General features: G+C 55.1%; 11 protein-coding genes. 3 read left to right on the top strand and 8 right to left on the bottom strand.

The window, feature by feature from the left end; all coding sequences use genetic code 11:
- Positions 1–182: 182 nt before the first annotated feature.
- On the bottom strand, positions 183–2,540 hold the full coding sequence (locus ACK4R0_RS03550; RefSeq protein WP_409670267.1) for a TonB-dependent receptor: 2,358 nt from the start codon (positions 2,538–2,540) through the stop codon (positions 183–185).
- A gap of 974 nt (positions 2,541–3,514) precedes the next feature.
- Here ACK4R0_RS03550 and ACK4R0_RS03555 point away from each other — a divergent pair.
- Positions 3,515–6,418, top strand: a complete 2,904-nt coding sequence (locus ACK4R0_RS03555; RefSeq protein ID WP_409670270.1) for a TonB-dependent receptor domain-containing protein — start codon at positions 3,515–3,517, stop codon at positions 6,416–6,418.
- Between the two features lie 75 nt (positions 6,419–6,493).
- Positions 6,494–8,641: a prolyl oligopeptidase family serine peptidase gene (locus tag ACK4R0_RS03560; protein WP_409670273.1), complete on the top strand. Its 2,148-nt coding sequence runs from the start codon at positions 6,494–6,496 to the stop codon at positions 8,639–8,641.
- Positions 8,642–8,734: 93 nt separating this feature from the next.
- Here ACK4R0_RS03560 and ACK4R0_RS03565 read toward each other — a convergent pair whose 3' ends face one another.
- The 6 genes from ACK4R0_RS03565 to ACK4R0_RS03590 all read right to left on the bottom strand — a co-directional run bounded on the left by ACK4R0_RS03565 (position 8,735) and on the right by ACK4R0_RS03590 (position 16,296).
- Positions 8,735–10,369: an amidase gene (locus ACK4R0_RS03565; RefSeq protein ID WP_409670276.1), complete on the bottom strand. Its 1,635-nt coding sequence runs from the start codon at positions 10,367–10,369 to the stop codon at positions 8,735–8,737.
- A 585-nt stretch (positions 10,370–10,954) separates the two neighbouring features.
- Positions 10,955–11,281, bottom strand: coding sequence for a hypothetical protein (locus ACK4R0_RS03570; protein ID WP_409670278.1), 327 nt, complete (start codon positions 11,279–11,281; stop codon positions 10,955–10,957).
- A 7-nt stretch (positions 11,282–11,288) separates the two neighbouring features.
- Positions 11,289–11,966, bottom strand: coding sequence for a hypothetical protein (locus tag ACK4R0_RS03575; protein ID WP_409670281.1), 678 nt, complete (start codon positions 11,964–11,966; stop codon positions 11,289–11,291).
- Complete coding sequence (locus ACK4R0_RS03580) at positions 11,959–13,947, bottom strand: hypothetical protein (protein WP_409670284.1); 1,989 nt, start codon at positions 13,945–13,947, stop codon at positions 11,959–11,961. The genes ACK4R0_RS03575 and ACK4R0_RS03580 overlap by 8 nt, the downstream gene beginning before the upstream one ends.
- 2 nt (positions 13,948–13,949) lie before the next feature.
- On the bottom strand, positions 13,950–14,900 hold the full coding sequence (locus ACK4R0_RS03585) for a hypothetical protein (RefSeq protein WP_409670287.1): 951 nt from the start codon (positions 14,898–14,900) through the stop codon (positions 13,950–13,952).
- Between the two features lies 1 nt (position 14,901).
- Positions 14,902–16,296, bottom strand: a complete 1,395-nt coding sequence (locus tag ACK4R0_RS03590) for a DNA cytosine methyltransferase (protein WP_409670289.1) — start codon at positions 16,294–16,296, stop codon at positions 14,902–14,904.
- On the opposite strand from ACK4R0_RS03590, the gene thyX reads away from it, so the two are divergent.
- Positions 16,259–17,137 carry an FAD-dependent thymidylate synthase gene (thyX, locus tag ACK4R0_RS03595; RefSeq protein ID WP_409670292.1) on the top strand — a complete coding sequence of 293 codons (879 nt, stop codon included), beginning with the start codon at positions 16,259–16,261 and terminating at the stop codon, positions 17,135–17,137. The two genes, ACK4R0_RS03590 and thyX, sit on opposite strands and share 38 nt — an antisense overlap.
- Before the next feature lie 122 nt (positions 17,138–17,259).
- On the opposite strand, the gene ACK4R0_RS03600 is transcribed toward thyX, so the two are convergent.
- Entirely contained in the window at positions 17,260–17,487 is a 228-nt protein-coding gene (locus ACK4R0_RS03600) for a helix-turn-helix domain-containing protein (protein ID WP_409670295.1), read from the bottom strand.
- Between the last annotated feature and the right edge of the window lie 341 nt (positions 17,488–17,828).

Consider the following 17,828-nt stretch of genomic DNA (forward strand, 5'->3'; position numbering starts at 1 on the left):
TTCAGCACCAGTATGTCAACAAAGCGAGCATTAGCACTGCGAACGCAACGGATCGGTTGACGTTCCTGCCGTCGGGACAGAATTCATGCTGGATGCCAGTCGGCAAGCCCCTCCAAGAGCGGCGTGATCCAGCCAGGCCTCAAGCCGAAGCCATGAGCCGGTCCTTGGACGCGCGGCGCCTGTCAGAAGCGATAGCGCAGTTGTGCGCCAAAGGTTCTGGGTTCACCGAAGGCTGCCGAGATGAACCCTGATGCCCCGGTATACAGCTGAATCCCTCCGACCTTGTAGACAGTGTCGGTGAGGTTTCTGACATACAGGTTCAGGTCGAAATTGGAGCCGCCGATCTGTTTCCAGCCGACACTGGCGTCGACCAGCCAATAACCCTCCTGCCGCAGCAGCGGCAAAATGGCGGCCGGATGCTGCGCGATCACGACATTGGTTTGCAGCGCGTTGATCCAGATATCGTCGGTATAGGCTGCGTTCGCCGAGATATTGAGCGAGCCCAGGTTCGATGGCAGCGGCACCTCATAGGAAACCAAGGCGTTTCCTGCGAATTCCGGCGTGAAGAAGAACGGCGTCGACGACAAATCGGTGTTGGTGGCCGGATCGATCCAGTCATTGTATTTCGGATCATTGTAAACCAGGTTGAACTGGAAGGTCAGATTGTTGGTCGGCTTGATCGTTTGCTGCAGCTCGATGCCGAAAACCTGCGCCGATGCGGCGTTGGTCACGCTCGATGCAGCGATGCCGGTGATCGGATTGGTGACCGCTACCGTGCGCTGGATATCGTTGTATTTCTGGAAGAACACCGCAAGGTTGGTTCGCATCTGGACATTACCCAGCGACCAGTCGGCTTTCGTCCCGACCTCGAAATCGTTGACAGTTTCCAGCTCGAAAGGTTCGTATTGGATCGGCAGTGATGCGCGCAGATTGAAGCCGCCTGAGCGGTATCCATAGCGGCTGGTGGCGTAGACCAGAATGTCGGGCGTGATCTTGTAGTCGAGCGCGACGGTGCCGGTCGGCTGGCTGAAGCTGTCCTTCAGCGTGATCTCGCAGCCACCCAGCGGCAGCCGCGTCAGGCCTGTCCCTGCAGCGTTCGCCACCTGAAGCAGGCACAATGCCCCATTGACCGTTTGGTTCAGGATGAGCGTCCTGTCGTCTCGGTTCAAACGCCCGCCAGCGGTCAACGTCAGTTCGGGGGTCAGCTTGAAGGATCCTTGCGCAAACACGGAATAGCTCTTGTTGTCCACCGTGCCGTTTTGCGAGATCCGCGAGCCGAAAAAGGCTGCGGGGGTCATTTCGGAGCCCTCTTCGCGATAATAATAGCCGCCTACCACCCAGTCTAGCCGGTCGCCGAACGCGGTGCCCAGCAGCTGGCCTTCAAGGCTCATGTGATCCAGCGATGCGCGTTGTTCAGACGTCAGGATGCCAGGCACGATGGTGCCATCCAGATCCATCACGATGTCTGTGTCGACCTGACGATACGCCGCGATCACTTTCATGTTCAGCGTATCGCTCAAGCGCGCCGTCGTGGTGTTGCTGATGCTCCACGCCTCGACATCGTCCCGTTGATCCAGATCGCTTTCGATATCGGTCACCGGCCGGTTCTGCGCTCGGGCCAGCGCGGCGGCGAAGGCGGGGGCGAAGGCAGGGTTCAGCCCCGCGTTCGGATGTGTCGGGTTGATCGCCTGCAAGACCGTGCCGCGACCCTCGGTTTGCTTCGAGTCATAGGTGACCATGATGGTGTTGGTGATATCGGGGGTGAGCTGGCCCACCGCCGTCACCCGGATCGACCGCGTCTTCTGCCCGCCCAACCTGTTTCCGAATCTCGGACCCGGCGTGACATCGGTCTGATAATCGCCGCCATCGATGGTGCGTCCGGCGATGCGCACCTGGAAGGTGTCGGCGAGCGGCAGGTCGAGGCCGATCTGGGTTTCGACCAGACCAAAATTGCCGGCGCCGACCATGAAATCTCCGGCAAGGCTGGTGCCGGGCGCGCGCGGCGTCAGCAAGACGGCCCCGCCGATGGTATTGCGCCCGAACAGCGTGCCCTGCGGTCCCTTGAGGACCTGGATATTCTCGAGGTCGTAAAAGCCCAGATTGCTGCCCTGCGCGGGAGACTGGACGACATCGGCCAGATAGATCGCGACCGTCGGATCCTGCCCGTATATCGCTTCGGTCGGACGGATACCGCGGATCGAATAGACCGGCGCATTGGGGCGACCCGAGGACGAACTCGATGAGAAGGATGGCTCCAGCGCCTGAAGATTGTCGAGATCCTCGAAGCGGAAGCTCTCGAGAACTTCGTTGCTGAGCACCGACACCGAAATGGGGACCGACTGCACGTTCTCGTCGCGACGACGGGCGGTGACGACGATTTCGTCGATCGCGTTGTCTATCCTTGGTGCATTATCGGGCTGTTCGGCGGCGTGGGCAGCGACCGGATGCATGGTGAGCATCAGCACCGCCCCTGTCGCCATCAGCGCCGTGCGTGTATGGCGTCGGCAGTTCTGCCCCGCAGGCACGGATGTCCCGTTCATCGATCCTCTCCCTAGGCTGCGGCGCGCTATGACTGCACGTCCGCGTTGTTCCCGCTTGATGTTCTCCAAGCGTGTTCGACGAGATGATGGGTTTATTGGTGCAACGCCAAACGGTTCGGGAAATCATCGCACAGGCGGGGCGCGCATCGGGAAAGCCACTCAGTCGTGAGCGGGAGCGAGGTTGTCGCCGACGATTTACGAAGTGACTGGCGGAGCGGGTGGTTTTCCCAAGTTAACTATATGTATTTGATATAATATTCAAAATTAACCTGTGCCAATTTCAATTCCCACATGGGTTCCCTTGTGTCTTTCGCGTCTATTTCCGACAATCGAAACTATGCCATTGTACGATATTACTGTCTATAGATTTCTGGCATTATATATTCATGTCTCCCTCTCGACATAGCACTCCAATCCAGTAGGGTCTTTCGGTCCTATACAATATGAATGTGTGGCTCACGCCAAGGCGCGGCATGCGTTTGAACCGAAGACGAGTGGCCATTACGGCGCACTGCGGTATTCCTCCAGAGCCTTGCAGCCGCCACGTGGCCGGGTATTTCTGCCCCGCGTCAGCCCATGGCGCTTGATAGGTATGCGAGATTGAAAAAGCGGTGCTTGGGCCAGCTCTGAATTGAGCAGGGTCCTCAGAATTCACGCATCTCGCGACCGGCAGAATGGCTGAATTTAAGCTGTGAGTGCTCGTCATCAGCACTCCAAGCAAGCCGTTGGCGATAGTGAATTTGGCCGATCTATCGCGCGCTGGTATCTCGCTAAGCCCCTAATATGTCACCAAGAATGCTTCTCGCCAGGCTGCGAAGAAGGTTTGCATTTTTTTTTCAAAGCGTGTTGCGCCACCTCAAGAATCGTATACGATGACCATAACGTATACAAAATACGATTCAGCAAGCAGGGAATGGAATGATGCTCACCGTGACGGATATCCGTCGCGATAAACTGATATAAGGGGTCACATCATGTATAATGTTAGGAACGTACTTCTTGGCTCTGTGGCACTGCTCTCCCCGATCTGCCTGCAATCTGCGCAAGCACAAAGCGTGCTGCCAAGTTCATCTGGACCTGAGGCTGCTGAAGAAATAATCGTTACTGGGTCGCGGATTGTTCGCACGGGCGCAGATACCTCGACCCCAACTGTCATGCTTGATTCAGCTTCGGTCGAAGCGGCAGGGATAGTGAGCGCCGGCGATTTGCTTCGCCAGCTTCCAGCCTTGTCACCAGGTCTCTCGTCAGAAAGCTCTGGCGTGACGTTCAATGGCGCTGGTCTGGACCTGTTGGACCTACGCTCGCTGGGCACCAACCGGACTCTCGTACTGGTCAATGGGCGGCGCCAGGTGGGTTCCAATCCTAATACCACCGCGGTTGATATCAACACCATCCCAACCCCCATGATTGAGCGCGTAGAGGTCATCACAGGTGGCGCATCAGCTGTCTACGGCGCCGACGCGGTCTCCGGCGTGGTAAATTTCATCCTCAAGCGAGATTTTGACGGTATTGAGTTGGGCGGCCAGCTTGGCACGTCTTCGCGCGGGGACGCGGACAGGTATTCGATCAATGCCACGGCGGGGGCCAACTTTGCTGATGGTCGCGGCAATATCACCGGGCACGTGGCTTATACTTCGGAAGGTGGGATTGGCTTTGATCAGCGCAAGCGGGCTATATCCGGCCTTAACTGGGTGCCCAATCCCGCAAACACCGGGCCCGCAGACGGGATCGATGATTTCGTCACCCTAGCAAATGTTCGGCAGCTGGGTGGTCAGCAGGAATCGATGTTCCTACTCAATCGCGGCGCTGGCACCGAAGCATTTGCGTTCAACGCCGATGGCTCGGTTCGCAGCTTCGGACTTGGACCGTCGGGTCTGATTGGCGGAGGCCAGATTACCGACGGTGGCGAGGCAGAACTGGGCTACGACGCACAGTGCCCGCAAGCCAAATGCGCCCTCAAGATCCCTGTGGAACGCGTGCTGATCTCGCTGGCGGGTCATTACGAGGTCAATGAATCAGCAGAGCTGTATTTTGAAGGCCGCTTTGCAAACACCAAATCGTCATCGCGCTTTGGCTCGGTGTTCGAAATTCCGCCGACGACCAACCGGATCAGCATCGACAATCCTTTCGTCACGCCTTCTCTTCGTGCCCTGATGGTTCAGGCAAACGTCACCAGCATCGGCGTGCTGCGTTCGGATCAGGAACTGGGTCTTCGCGGCCAGGATACCAACCGTGACCTATATCAGCTCGTTGCCGGAACACGCGGCATGATCGGTTTTGGTGACCTGCGTTACGACGCGTCGGTGCAATACGGTTCAGTCAATTTCACCAACACACGCGTGAACGATGTCGACCAGGCCAAGTTCCTGAATGCGCTGGATGCGGTCCGCGATGCGAGTGGCGCGATCGTCTGCCGGTCGGATGTTGCTCGCTCGCAAGGCTGCGTACCGATCAACTTCCTGCAGACCGGGGCGGCGATCAGCCCTGCCGGGGTAAATTACATTCGTATCCCGTTCGCCACCGAAACCGCGAGGTTGAACCAGTTGGTCGCGACAGCGAACATCACCGGATCGATCGGTGACTTCTGGGGCGCGGGCAATATTTCCTTCGCGGGCGGCATCGAATATCGCAAGGAAGAGAGCACCTATCTGACCTCACCCGTTGACCAGGCGGGGCAAGGATTCTTCTTTACCCGCCGACAGTCGACCGCAGGGCAGTTTGACGTGCTCGAGTTTTATGGCGAAGTCGTCGTCCCGCTGCTGACCGATCGTCCGTTCTTCGAACGACTGGAACTGGAAGGCGCTGTTCGCACGTCCGATTATTCGACCTCGGGCCGCGTCACCAGCTGGAAAGTGGGCGGAACTTGGGCGCCGGTATCCGATATCAGGTTTCGCTCGGTCCTCGCCCGCGCCGTTCGTGCACCCAATGTCGGCGAACTGTTTTCGCCGGGCAGTGAAGGCTTCATCACGGTCGATGATCCATGCGACGTTGATTTCATCAGTGGCGGCTCATCGTCGCGCCGAGCGAATTGCGCCGCTCTGGGCGTTCCTGCGAACTTCCTCTCCAACGCCCGCACGATCAACATCCGGACAGCGACAAGCGGCAATGCGCAGCTGGATGTCGAAACCGCCGACACCCTGACGGTCGGTGCGGTCATTGCGCCGTCCTTCCTTCCGGGCTTCAGCGCCACTGTCGACTATTTCAAGATCAAGATCAGCAATGCGATCAACGTGTTCGGTGCGCAGGACATCCTCAACAACTGCGTCGACCTGACATCGATCGGCAACGCCTTCTGCTCCTCGGTAACCCGTGCGGCAGATGGATCGATCAACCAGATCCGCCGGCAGAACATCAACGTATCGCGGCTCGACCGCGAGGGGATCGATCTTGAATTGCGCTACCGCCAATCGCTGGGTGATATGGGTTCGGTTAGCTTCAACTTCGTCGGGACCCATATGATGAAGGTGACCACGGTAATTGCACCGGGCACAATTACCGGCAGCAACGTCATTGACTTCAACGGCGAATATGGCTTCCCTGAGTGGAAGGGGCGTGCAAGCGCGACCTGGAACTTTCAGCCGTTCGACCTGACAGGTACGCTCACCTATTTCTCGTCGATGCAGCGCGATGTTCAGCCCGTCCAGCCGGAAGACAACCGGGCGACAACCAAAGCACCCGATTTCTTCCTCTTCAACATGCAGGCCGGATACGAACTCAGGGAGGGAATGCGGTTCTTTGTCGGCATCGACAACCTGTTTGACCGCCAACCGCCGTATCTGCCCGAAACCCGCGCAGGCGGTGCTGGCAGCTTCACCGGGGTGGAAATCTACCCCGTGACGGGTCAGTTCTTCTACACCGGGGTCAAGCTTCGCTTCTGAAGACGCCGCGCAATGCCGGTCTGCGGTGCAGGCCGGCATCTGTCTGCCTGTATCGATGCATTGAGGCTGATTGCCATGAACATGAACTTGCTGATGCACACGGTCGCGATCGCTGGCCTTGCCGCATATGGTGCCCTGATCATACCTGCTGCCGCACAGTCGGCCGCTGTTGGCGAGGTCCACGGACCCGCGTATCTCGACGACAGTTACGGCAAAAAGGCTCTCGATTGGGTAAAACGAGAGCATGGCGCCACGCTGAAAACCCTTCAGGCCGATCCGGCATTCGACGGCTTTCGACAGGAAGCTGCTGAAGTGCTGACCGCTCCTGACCGTCAGGAAGGCTTGCGGATGACACCCGGCTTCATGACACAATACTGGCAGGGCCGGGAATCCCCAATGGGCGTTTGGCGGCGCAGTCCGCAGGCAGCCTGGCTTGCAGGTACGCCCGAATGGCAAACGCTAATCGATTTCGACGCACTGGGACAAAAGGAAGGCCGCCGGTGGATTTTTGGCGGCGCAAGCTGCCGCACCAACGGTCGCTGCCTCGTCCAGCTCTCTGACAATGGCAAAGATGCCGCCGAAATCCGCGAGTTCGATCTTACCACCACCAGATTTGTGGAGAATGGCTTCAAGCTCCCCGTAGGCAAGCATCGCTTGTGGTGGTATGACGACGACACTGTGTTGGTTGCGCCTGTCCTCGATCGGTCGAGCCTCAATGCTTCGCTGTTTCCCAAAACCTTGCGGGTCTGGAAGCGCGGCCAGCCGATCGCGCAGACCACGCCGATATTCAGTATCAGCGATCATGACGCATCTCTTTCCGCGACCCTGATTGGCGCCGCCGGATCGGCTAAGTTCGTCGCGGTGCGCGGCATCGATTTCGAACGCCAGGAATTCAGGCTGATGGACCTTGCCGGCGCATCCACCAGATTGCCGCTTCCTGAGCTTGCCGACAGCTATGGCGTCCATGATGGCAGGCTGTTGCTGCGCCCCGAGGCGGACTGGACGCCACTGCGGGGTGGTCAGACGTTTGCTGCCGGAAGCCTAGTCGGTATCGACCTTGCCGCGTTGATGGAGCGTGCTGAAATCGCGGTGCCGACGCTACTTTATACGCCATCGGGCGATGACGCCGTGCGCGGCGTGGTTACCGTTGGAGACAGGCTGTTCGTCGAACTGCTGCACGATGGATATAGCCGCATCGAGGAACTGGCGAGTACAGGCGATACCGGTTTGCGCCCGCGTTTGCTGCCCCTCCCGGATGACAGGTTCATCACGGTCCTTGGTACTGCAAACGGCAAGATACTCGTCCAGGAACAGTCGCCGCTGACGCCCGGCACGATCAGTCTGGTCGATCCCGATACGGGTGCGCAGCAGCAGATCTATCAGCGCGCAGATGCATTCGATTCGCGCAATCTCGTCACCACCCGTCATCATGCTGTCAGCGCTGACGGCACGCGCATTAGCTACACCGTGATGCACAAAAGCGATCTGACGTTCGACGGCAGCCATCCGACGCTTGTCTATGGCTATGGCGGCTATGATGTTGCGGTAACCCCGCGCTACGAGCCGATTTTCGGAAAGCTGTGGCTCGAAAAAGGCGGCGTCTACATCCACGCCAACCTGCGCGGAGGGGGCGAACATGGACCAGCATGGCACCGCGCCACGATGCGCGAGGGCCACCCGCTGGCCTTTGATGACATGGAAGCGGTGCTGCGCGACGTTCAGCGCCGCAAGATCAGCTCGCCCGAGCACACCGGTATCATTGGCCGCTCGAACGGCGGACTGCTGGTCGCAGCCGTCATGCAACGCCAGCCCGATTTGATGAACGCGGTTGTCGTCGGCGGGCCGCTGATCGACATGCTCAATTTCCACCAACTGCCGCCTGGCGGCTCGTGGCTTGCCGAATATGGCGACCCCGACATAGCCGAAGATCGCGCATTCCTGGGCGCATATTCACCGATGCAGACGATCGCTGGATCGCAGACGCGCTATCCCGTTCCGCTGATCATCACCGCTACCGACGACGATCGTGTCCTTCCCGGCCACGCTCGGCGCTATGCGGACATGCTTCGTCAGAAGGGTCATGCCTCGTTATATTTCGAGGACGACCAAGGTGGACACTATTGGGAGCTTGCCGGCGGCCCGGCACCCGGGGACTGGAGGCGCAGGTCGGTCGCGCGGGCCGCCGAGTTTACATACCTGTGGCAACAGCTGCGAAAGAAGTGAATGTCACTTGGGCCGCGTTTGCGGCCCAAGTGTGGCTGGTGCATGCTGTCCTAGACGACAAGTGGCTTGCCGATCACCTGCTGTCCGGCAAATTCATTCGACAATTGCCAGTGGCTGCGCGGGATCGGCTAATGCATTAGCATGCGGCCGGTAGGCAGGCGCGACCCGAGCGCCAGCCGCCTGTTCAAATGCATAGCCCGCCTTGATCACGTCATGATCCGCCCATTGTTTGCCGATGAATGACAGCCCCACCGGAAGCCCTGACACGGCGCCCATCGGCACGGTAATATGCGGATATCCCGCTACGGCAGCCATTTGGCTCTGACTGGGCGGGCCAAAATTGTCGCCGTTGACAAGATCGGACAACCAGGCCGGGCCGTTGCTGGGACCGATCAGAAACCTCACATCGTGCTGCTTCATCAAGCGATCGATGCCCTTTTCCCCGGCCAGTTTTCGCGACTTGGCAAGCGCCTCGATATACTCAGGATCATCAAGACCCTTTTGGCTTTCGGCGATCTCGAACTGATCCTGGTCGAACCATGCCAGCTCGGTGGCGGCCTGGGACTTGTTGAAGGCAATCAGGTCGGCCAGTGTTCGGCTGGACACCCCTGCAGGGGTTGTCGCCAGATAACCGTTCATGTCCGCCTTGAGCTCGGTCATCAGCACCTTGCGCTCGGCCTCGCGCAATTCCTCCAAGCCGGTTCGGCTGTCTGCGATCTCGACCAGCACTGCTCCGAGAGCCGACAAATGGCCTAACGCGTTTGCAAACGCGGCCTTGACGCCTGCGTTGCCACCCGTGCGATCGGCCAGCACCCCGATCCTTACGCCACGCAGATAATCGCGCGACAGATTCTTGGCATAATCGGTGCGCCGGGAATCGGCCTGCTGAGTTGCCGGATCCGCAGGGTCGCTGCCGGCCAGCACTGTTAGCGTGATCGCCGCATCCATAACGCTGCGCGCCATCGGTCCTGCGGTATCCTGACTGTGGCTGATGGGGATGATATGCGTGCGCGAAACCAAGCCGACGGTGGGCTTGAATCCTACTAGGCCGTTCATCGATGCGGGGCAGGTGATCGATCCATCGGTCTCGGTACCGATGGTGATCGCAGCCAAGCTTGCAGCAGCCGCCGCACCACTTCCCGATGAGGATCCGCACGCGTTGCGATCCAAGGCGTAAGGGTTCTTCACCAGGCCCCCGACGCTCGACCATCCGCTGGTCGAGCTGGTTGACCTAATGTTGGCCCATTGGGAGAGGTTGGTCTTGCCCAGAATGATGGCACCTGCAGCCTTGAGCCGCGCGACCAAAGGTGCGTCGCGGTCGGTGATGTTGGCCGATAGCGCATTAGAACCAGCGGTGGTTGGCACAGGCCCTGCTGCCTCGATGTTATCCTTGATCAGCACGGGAATACCGTGGAGAGGACCGCGAAGTTTGCCCGCCTTGCGCTCTGCGTCCCTCAGACGCGCTTCGCTCATCGCATCGGGCATGACGGCGATGACGCTATTAAGACTTGGCCCTTGGCGATCGATCTTGCGAATCCGATCCATATATTCGCGCACGAGATCAACACTGCCGACGCTGCCCGAATCCATCATTCGGCCTAGGTCAGAGATCGATTGTTCCTCGACCGAAACCGCACGCGCGGCCGGTTCTGGCGTCTGGCTAACTGCCGGAGCAGCGCAAGCCGTTAAAAGCGTCAAAACAGCTAAGCGCGAGGAGGATTTTTGCATAAAGTATACGTAACTGACCGGGGAGGGCGTGGCAACCTGCCCAACGCAGATAGTGATTCAATCAAGATGCGGGGTCTATCTGTAGCCAATCCAGCGCTGAGGTTTTAAGTAGCGGTATGTGGCGATGCGAGGAGGCCGCCGAAAAATTTCGTCCGCGCATGAATTCATGTGTAAATCTTGCCGCTGCGAGATAAATTAATTCCCAGTAAGTTTTCTATTGCGGGTGTTTTTCTCAAGTTAAGTGTATGTATTTGAAAACATTTTTTTAATACAGGCCCGCAAAAATTAGTCCCACAGTACGTACCCCAAGTGGAATACACGCCATCTAAACCGTTCCTAGACTATGACAAACTGCGATATGATTGTCTATTATTTTCCAGCACGGCCTGAATGGTCTGCGTGAGATTGACGCCCAGATCTATCGGGTCAGGGCAGCTCGCACGAAAGGACGTCCCGCCCAATTACGGTCGGGTATTTTGGTAGGGCCGTTGGCAATCGCAGTGTTATATCGGGAATAGGTTACGAGCGCCTCGCTGGTGACCCGGCATCCAAGAAACGAATTCGTCTGGGGCGTTTAAGGCATCCCTAAATCTTGTATAGATTCCGACCATCAATTTTAACACAGTAAGCTTTAATATCGGGCTCGCCCGCAACCAACTTAATTCCACTTGTATAATTTAATGCATAGCGACGTGGCTGGGTATAAAAAGCGTGAACGGGCTCCTTAGCAGCTTGTTCTGCTGCCAGAGCGAAAAGACACATTGCAAGAGATAAAGTTTTCGGACCGAATGGAGCAAGCGCGCAGGTCCGCTCAGCGTTCTTTGTGATGTTACAGAGAGCGTCAAAAGCATTTGAAACATCATACATGTCGACTTGCCAGCGATTTTCGGTGCTCGGATTACGGCTTTCCATCTCAGCTTCAAGGCTGCGAAGGAAATCCCAATTTCGAAAAAAGTTTGGGGGCCCGGGGGGGGAACGGAAACAGGTACCGGACTTTCCCGATATCGGCTTCAAAGATGTCCCTTAATCCCAAGGGAGCAAACCCGACCCCGACAACCAGCTCATCGTAGCTATCAGCGCCTCGCGGGCTATCGAATGTCGGCAAAGGACCAAGCGCGGCTGGATCTGATGAAAGCTGCTCTTCATAGGCCTCGGCTGACGTGTAGGTAAATATAATTGTAGAAACGTCTTCATACTGCAACATAAAACGGGTGATAGGGAAAAACCACCGCTTAGGCATCGATGTGATATCAATTATGACCCGGTGCCCAGCCTGCTGCAGGAAGCTATCAAGCTCCTCTTTTATCGTATCAATATCCTGGAGAAGATCGACCGTACAAATATCTGAAGATAGGAGCCCTTCCTTTTCAAGCCGCCCCTGAATCTCAACGAATCGTTCATCGAATGCAGAAGCAGGAGACATATGCGGATCAAGAATCTTAAAAAACTTCTTGGCGTTTAAGCCCGTATTGAGGGCGTTTAGTGCTGCAACACAGCGATCCTCAGTGCCCAAAACACCCAGTAGACTCCAAGGATCACCTGGAAGTTGGGAAATAACCCACTGAAGCGGCCCCCAAGGTCGATATGTATTAGGCATCAGGATTTGCCATCATGTCTAGCAATGGCATATCAGATAAAACCTTTCCGCTTCGACGAGCTTTAGGTGGTTCAAGGCGTTCAATTATTCCGGCTTCTGCGAGCCAATCTTTTAACTTATCAACGGAAAGATACATTGGTTCTTTTGTCCGCTGATACGGAATCCGGTACATCGGGCAATATAAAGGATGTAAATAGAACTTATAACGCCGTTTCCGGTCTTTGTTCCGTGTTGCATGCTCCACCATGACAAGGTTGCCATAGTCCACCGCTTCAATCAAAAAATTAAAAATCTCAGGGTTTGATCTGAGTTCTTCAATGCTCAGCGATATACCATTATGGCCAGGATTACTCATTTTTAGGTCGCCGTACAAAGCCGTGCTAAACTTCTCGCCTAGCGTTTGGATAAGCTTGTACCTGTCATCACTCCTCCCGTAATCCGAGGGTATACGCTCGAGCCAAGTACGAGCAGCCTGAAACACCCCAATGGTCTGAATGCCCGCATTGATTGGCAATTCAGGCTGGCGATCGCTTCGCGACGACGCCTGGGTTGCATATTCCCAAATATACTGACAGAGACTAAGAAAAAGTAAGATGTTGCCGCCGCTCAATCCTAGTAAATTTTCTTCACCGCTGTAAATTGCTCGTTGCTTTTTTGTACCACCAATTTGAAGCAGGCAAAGTTCTACGCGCTCTTTGCGCCAATATTGCTTTGATTTTTTTTGCCATGGCAGGTCAGTAGATTCTGCTTCCCAGCCCTTCTGGCGGTACCAAACTTCACCCAGCTTCGCCGAGAGGGGGTCGGTCGCCGCCAGTTCGCGCAATTGCTGCGTGATCTCTGCGGGCCAATCTGGATCAATGCGAATTGCTTCTGAAGGTGTGTCTCCTGCGAGCTGAATGGCTTCGTCCTTCGGGGCAGGAGATCGTCCCAGAGCATCTGCAATCCTAACTGCTTTGGCACGTGCGCTGCCTGGGCTTGCGGAATGGCGCAGACGCCTGAGAAACACGTCGTTGGCAAATTCAGGGAACACGCTGGTTCCTCGCATCTCCTGCGTTCGTAAGCGCGAGTCTAGCTCCACTAATTTATAATCGCGGTCTTGTTCGAGGTGGCCATTTGAACCAAACACTTTGAGATGATTTCGCCAGGCATATCCCCGTGTTCCGATTCTATAAGAGAGCGTCGGATCACGACTGATAATCTTGTTTATAACACTTCTATAATCAGCTTCGGCCCCATTACTTCTGATGTTGGCTAGCTCTTCGTACTGATCGATCAAAACATAAAATTCAATGTCTTTTGGAACGACGCCGCTTCTTTTTAATTCGGTAACTATCACCTTCATCGGTTCGCCAGCAGATGTTTTGCTCACGGATACGGCAGGGTCTAGCGTAGTGTCATTTCCATTCATGAAGCGTCGATACAATGCAAGTCGCTTGCGTAATCGGCTTTCAAGGTCATCGATATCTTCTGCGCCCTGCAGGTACCCTTCCCAAACATCGCTATTGGCGGTGCTATTTACAAAACGGCGCAGTGGGTCTCGGTCAAATTTAAGACCTAGTTGGGCAGTCAGTGAAGAGTTATCGCTCAATATTTTGACTGACTTCAAAATGTCTAAGGCTACGACGTAGTTAAAGAAGTCACCGAACATCAATTCTTGTGCACTGTCTCCCTGTTCGGCTCTGCGATTTCCAAACTCATTACAGCGAGCTGTATTAATATTTATCCCAGCCCCAATAAACCTAGAGCTTTCTTCTGGGATAGGGAAAGGTTCGCCAATATCGCTGTATGCAACTCGAACTTCGGGCTGGAGTAATTTGAACAACATACTCTTACCGCTACCCTGCACTCCCGAAAGAATCACATGGCCAGGTTGAAACAATGGCATCGCGTGGGGAACCAGTTTGTGGCTAAAAATTTCTACAAACTCATCAGGATCTACTTTCTCCCCGACGTAAAGCTGCTGGAATGGATTGCGCGTCATGCTCAGCTTCTCCGAATGCGCGAAAACAGTGGAGACCATTGGGGGCCATGGTGGTGAATGATCGGTAAGGTGTTGTCCGGACAATTCGAATATAGGGCAACTAGTGCACCCGTCGCCTCATATCCGTAGGGATGCTGTGCCCAGATTCCCATTCGTGTCCCCAATCTTGAAATTAGCTCTCTCACTTTAGGAAAAATATTTGGTTCGTTTGCCTGTGGGGTTGCCCCTAAGAATAGTTCTCCGTGCAATATCAAGGCAGGTGAAAATGTAACATTTGGGCAATCTGAGGCCAGGGCTTTGCCGGTATTTAGTCCTTCCGGACAGCATACTAAAGGGAGTACCAAGATCGGGGTATTTGGAAGGCATGTTGCTGCCCAGTGCACTGCTTTAGCCATTTGATTGCCAGTTCCAACAAAATCCTCCAGCAAGACAAGTCGTTCTATTTTCTGATTTATGAGATATGACCTGATGGCGAGTGGATCACCAAAGAGAGATAGAGATCGCCAATCTGGTCTATTGTCATGCCCAGAAAGTTGGTTAAGTTTAAGAAATGAATTGATACGCATGCTGTCTGTAATTGGACAAAACCACGTACGGTACATAGCTTGATTTACTAGACTTGAGAGATTCGGCGCTTGGATGTCGATTTTTGCGTGATCAATAACCCATCGAGTTGCTTGACCGCCGAAGGCAGCTCGACATAACGAATCGAATTGCTGCTTTCCGATGAAAAATAGGTGTCGTAAAAGTCGAAAGAGTGTCTTTTGATCTTCAGTGCTATCTATATTGTTTAGCCATTCAACTAAACGGTCATCGAATGCTTCGTAGCGATTGGGCTCATACTCATTAAAGAGTTCACTTTGAAGCCAAAGCAAATGGTCGCGCAGGGCGATTAAATCGTCGCTATCTGCGTCAAACAACCATGGATTCACAATATTGAACAAGGCGCTCATATTAGGCTTTCAAAATCGCTTCTCGCACAAAGTTTGCAAGAATGGCAGCCATTGGAGGAGGGACGGCATTCCCAATTTGCGTGAATGTATCGGATTTCGATCCGGCAAAGCGAAATGAATCCGGGAATCCCTGTATCCGCGCAGCTTCCCTTGGTGTCATGCCCCGATTGTCAGATGGGTGGAGAAAAAGGTCTGGTCGGCCAAATCGTGTATCCACTGTAGGTGAGGGCGCATCCCACTCTAGTCGGCGATAACGACCGTTATATGTTTGTCGTAGCTCCAGAAAGTCACCTGAGATCCGGATGTACCCCGCACTTTCGAGGAGGGGCAACTCTTGAATTATGGCGTTGCCAAATTCGGAAACTAGCCGATTGATGTGGACAGGATCCCCATCTCCATGTCGCCGCACGCGCTCCCTGCGACGGAGCCTTGTTATTGAAACTAGGATGAGCTTTTGAAGTTCGGTTGTTGCGCCGTAAACCTCGGGAATGTCCCATGTTGCGATCGTGCGCTCGCTGATCCTTACATTGCTGACGCGCTGGCCAGCGCCAATTTGCTGGGCAATAAGCCAGTCGCGCGTCCCTTCCCGAGGCCATTCTATATCTTCGTCTTGGGTAAGGTCAGTGAGCGCTTCGCGGACTGACAACGATTGCTGCCGGGGGATTTCGATGCGAATAGAATCGCTACCGAGCCAGCTAAGGAGAAAAAGCCTTTTTCGACGCTGTCCTAACCCACAGGCCTGCCCGTCGAGCAGCAGCCGGCGCACATTGTAGCCAGCTGAACGGAGGCGGTCCTCCAGGCCTTCCCATAGGCGCAGGTGAGCGCCCGAGAGCGCAGCTGGGACGTTCTCAACAATGACCACACGAGGTCTCGACGCCACCGCTATATCTGCCACTCGCATCAGTAATGCGTTTCGTGGATCGGCAACGTTACGTTTTCCCGAGGTGGAAAAGCCTTGGCATGGCGCACCAGCGAGAAGGATTGTCGGCATACTGTTATGGGGCTTTAAGCGACTAAGATCGGTCCGAAATGCCCGGCCCGGCAGGTTTTGCACGTACGTGGCGAGCGACTTTCGATCAATGTCGTACGCTGAGACAGGAAATATCCCTTGCTGCAGAAATCCTAGGTCGAGACCGCCGCATCCTGAAAAAAGACTCGTGGCATGCCAGCCACAAGCCTGTCCTGTAGGCAACTCAAGCTTGGCGTAAGCGGGAGCTTGCCCTATTGCGTCGTTGTCCGGTCGCTCCGCGAGCGGCAGGCGTGCTGCATCAGATCGAGCCAGGCTGGCGTCAATCGCTTGTCTTGTTTCGAATCTAGTGGGCTCGATTTTTTCCTGAACCAAGGTAGAATGTCTTGTGATGTTTTCTCGCCCCAATTGCCCGGCTCTGGATGCCATCCTAGGGCAAGAATTCCCTATTTTGAACCACGGATTTATCCGGGTTGTGGACTACATGGGTGGAGATGACGCTGTCGTCCAGGCAGCTCGTGTTTCGTACGGTGCAGGCACGAAAACGGTCAGAGACGATAGGGCGTTGATCAGGTACCTTTTGAGCCACAGTCATACGACTCCATTTGAGATGGCTGAGATTAAACTACACGTTAAAATGCCAATTTTTGTGGCTAGGCAGTGGATTCGGCATCGAACCGCGTCAGTGAATGAGTATTCAGCTCGCTATTCAATCCTAGACAAAGAGTTCTACTCACCTAGCGCCGAAGCAATTGCGGCTCAAAGCGATTCTAATCGGCAAGGTCGCGGTAAACCTTTAGAACTACGCGAACAGAATGATGTAAACGAGACAATTACAGCTATTTCCAATGCATCATATGACGCATATGTTGCCTTACTGAACGAGAATGACCAAGGCGAGCAATTAAATCCTGATCGTCTCGGTTTGGCTCGGGAACTTGCGCGCTCAGTTTTGCCGGTGGGGTTCTATACTCAATGGTACTGGAAAACTGACCTGCATAACCTTCTAAGATTTCTCGAGTTGCGCACTGATCCGCATGCTCAGTGGGAAATTCGGCAGTATGCCCTTAAAATTCTCGACATTGTTAAGGTTTGGGCTCCACTAACTTACGAAGCGTTCATCGATTTTCGATCTGGGCGGACAGAGTTGTCAGCTGCTGCAACCAATGTGGTTCAGCGATGGCTGGCAGGCGAAGCTGTTTCGCAGGAAGACTCAGGGCTAAGTAAGCGAGAATGGAACGACCTTCAAAATTCATTGAAGCCGAAATAGGCTAGGTTCGGTTAGTATAGGTTTCCTGAATACGAGACATTCAGCAATCCTAGGCGCTTGGTTTTAGTCACCAGTTTCAAGTCGTCCACGGTCTAGGCTGCGTCTTATCGCACACGATTTGGTCAGTGGTATTGCTGATTGTGGACTCGCTTCCTTTCGATCAAGTTTCGAAGACTGTCGGTTAACACCAGCGTCGCAGCCCCGATTTTGACGACCTCGACCTCGCCCCGCGCGATCAGCAAGTACAGGGTGCTACGACTGATGCCGGTATACCGGCACGCATCGGGAACCCGCATACTGATCGGCTCAATAGACAACGGCGACGAAGGTGGGAGGGGCATTCCAGGCATATCGGCACCAATCGTTCAAGAACCGGGATACAGCATGGACTGTAAGCAGCGGCCATCTGACTGCGGAAATTATCCACTTTCGGTGCACGACATACCACATGACATTTCTACCCCATCTTACTCGTGTGTGCGATCACGGCCCGGCATCCAGTCAAGCCTTCGCAGGCCTCGCGAACTCAATTTTGGGCAGCGCTGACCCTACTTCACGACTTTGCTTTGGCCAATCGGTCGGAGGCATTTTGCTCGCCGAAAGGGGTAACATGGGCACTGAGAAGCCTCAAATTCAACGCTTCCGGTCCCCGTTTCCGTCCGCCATTTTCATGTCCGACGCGAGTGCTATG

Origin of the sequence: Blastomonas sp. (assembly GCF_046294995.1) — a bacterium.
Lineage (GTDB): Bacteria > Pseudomonadota > Alphaproteobacteria > Sphingomonadales > Sphingomonadaceae > Blastomonas.

What these genes read in the sequence shown, in the direction of transcription:
- ACK4R0_RS03565 (WP_409670276.1), bottom strand. Translation starts at nt 10,369, where the DNA reads ATGCAAAAATCCTCCTCGCGCTTAGCTGTTTTGACGCTTTTAACGGCT.
- ACK4R0_RS03585 (WP_409670287.1), bottom strand. Translation starts at nt 14,900, where the DNA reads ATGAGCGCCTTGTTCAATATTGTGAATCCATGGTTGTTTGACGCAGAT.
- thyX (WP_409670292.1), top strand. Translation starts at nt 16,259, where the DNA reads ATGTTTTCTCGCCCCAATTGCCCGGCTCTGGATGCCATCCTAGGGCAA.
- ACK4R0_RS03550 (WP_409670267.1), bottom strand. Translation starts at nt 2,540, where the DNA reads ATGAACGGGACATCCGTGCCTGCGGGGCAGAACTGCCGACGCCATACA.
- ACK4R0_RS03560 (WP_409670273.1), top strand. Translation starts at nt 6,494, where the DNA reads ATGAACATGAACTTGCTGATGCACACGGTCGCGATCGCTGGCCTTGCC.
- ACK4R0_RS03570 (WP_409670278.1), bottom strand. Translation starts at nt 11,281, where the DNA reads ATGGAAAGCCGTAATCCGAGCACCGAAAATCGCTGGCAAGTCGACATG.
- ACK4R0_RS03555 (WP_409670270.1), top strand. Translation starts at nt 3,515, where the DNA reads ATGTATAATGTTAGGAACGTACTTCTTGGCTCTGTGGCACTGCTCTCC.
- ACK4R0_RS03580 (WP_409670284.1), bottom strand. Translation starts at nt 13,947, where the DNA reads ATGACGCGCAATCCATTCCAGCAGCTTTACGTCGGGGAGAAAGTAGAT.
- ACK4R0_RS03575 (WP_409670281.1), bottom strand. Translation starts at nt 11,966, where the DNA reads ATGCCTAATACATATCGACCTTGGGGGCCGCTTCAGTGGGTTATTTCC.
- ACK4R0_RS03600 (WP_409670295.1), bottom strand. Translation starts at nt 17,487, where the DNA reads ATGCCTGGAATGCCCCTCCCACCTTCGTCGCCGTTGTCTATTGAGCCG.
- ACK4R0_RS03590 (WP_409670289.1), bottom strand. Translation starts at nt 16,296, where the DNA reads ATGGCATCCAGAGCCGGGCAATTGGGGCGAGAAAACATCACAAGACAT.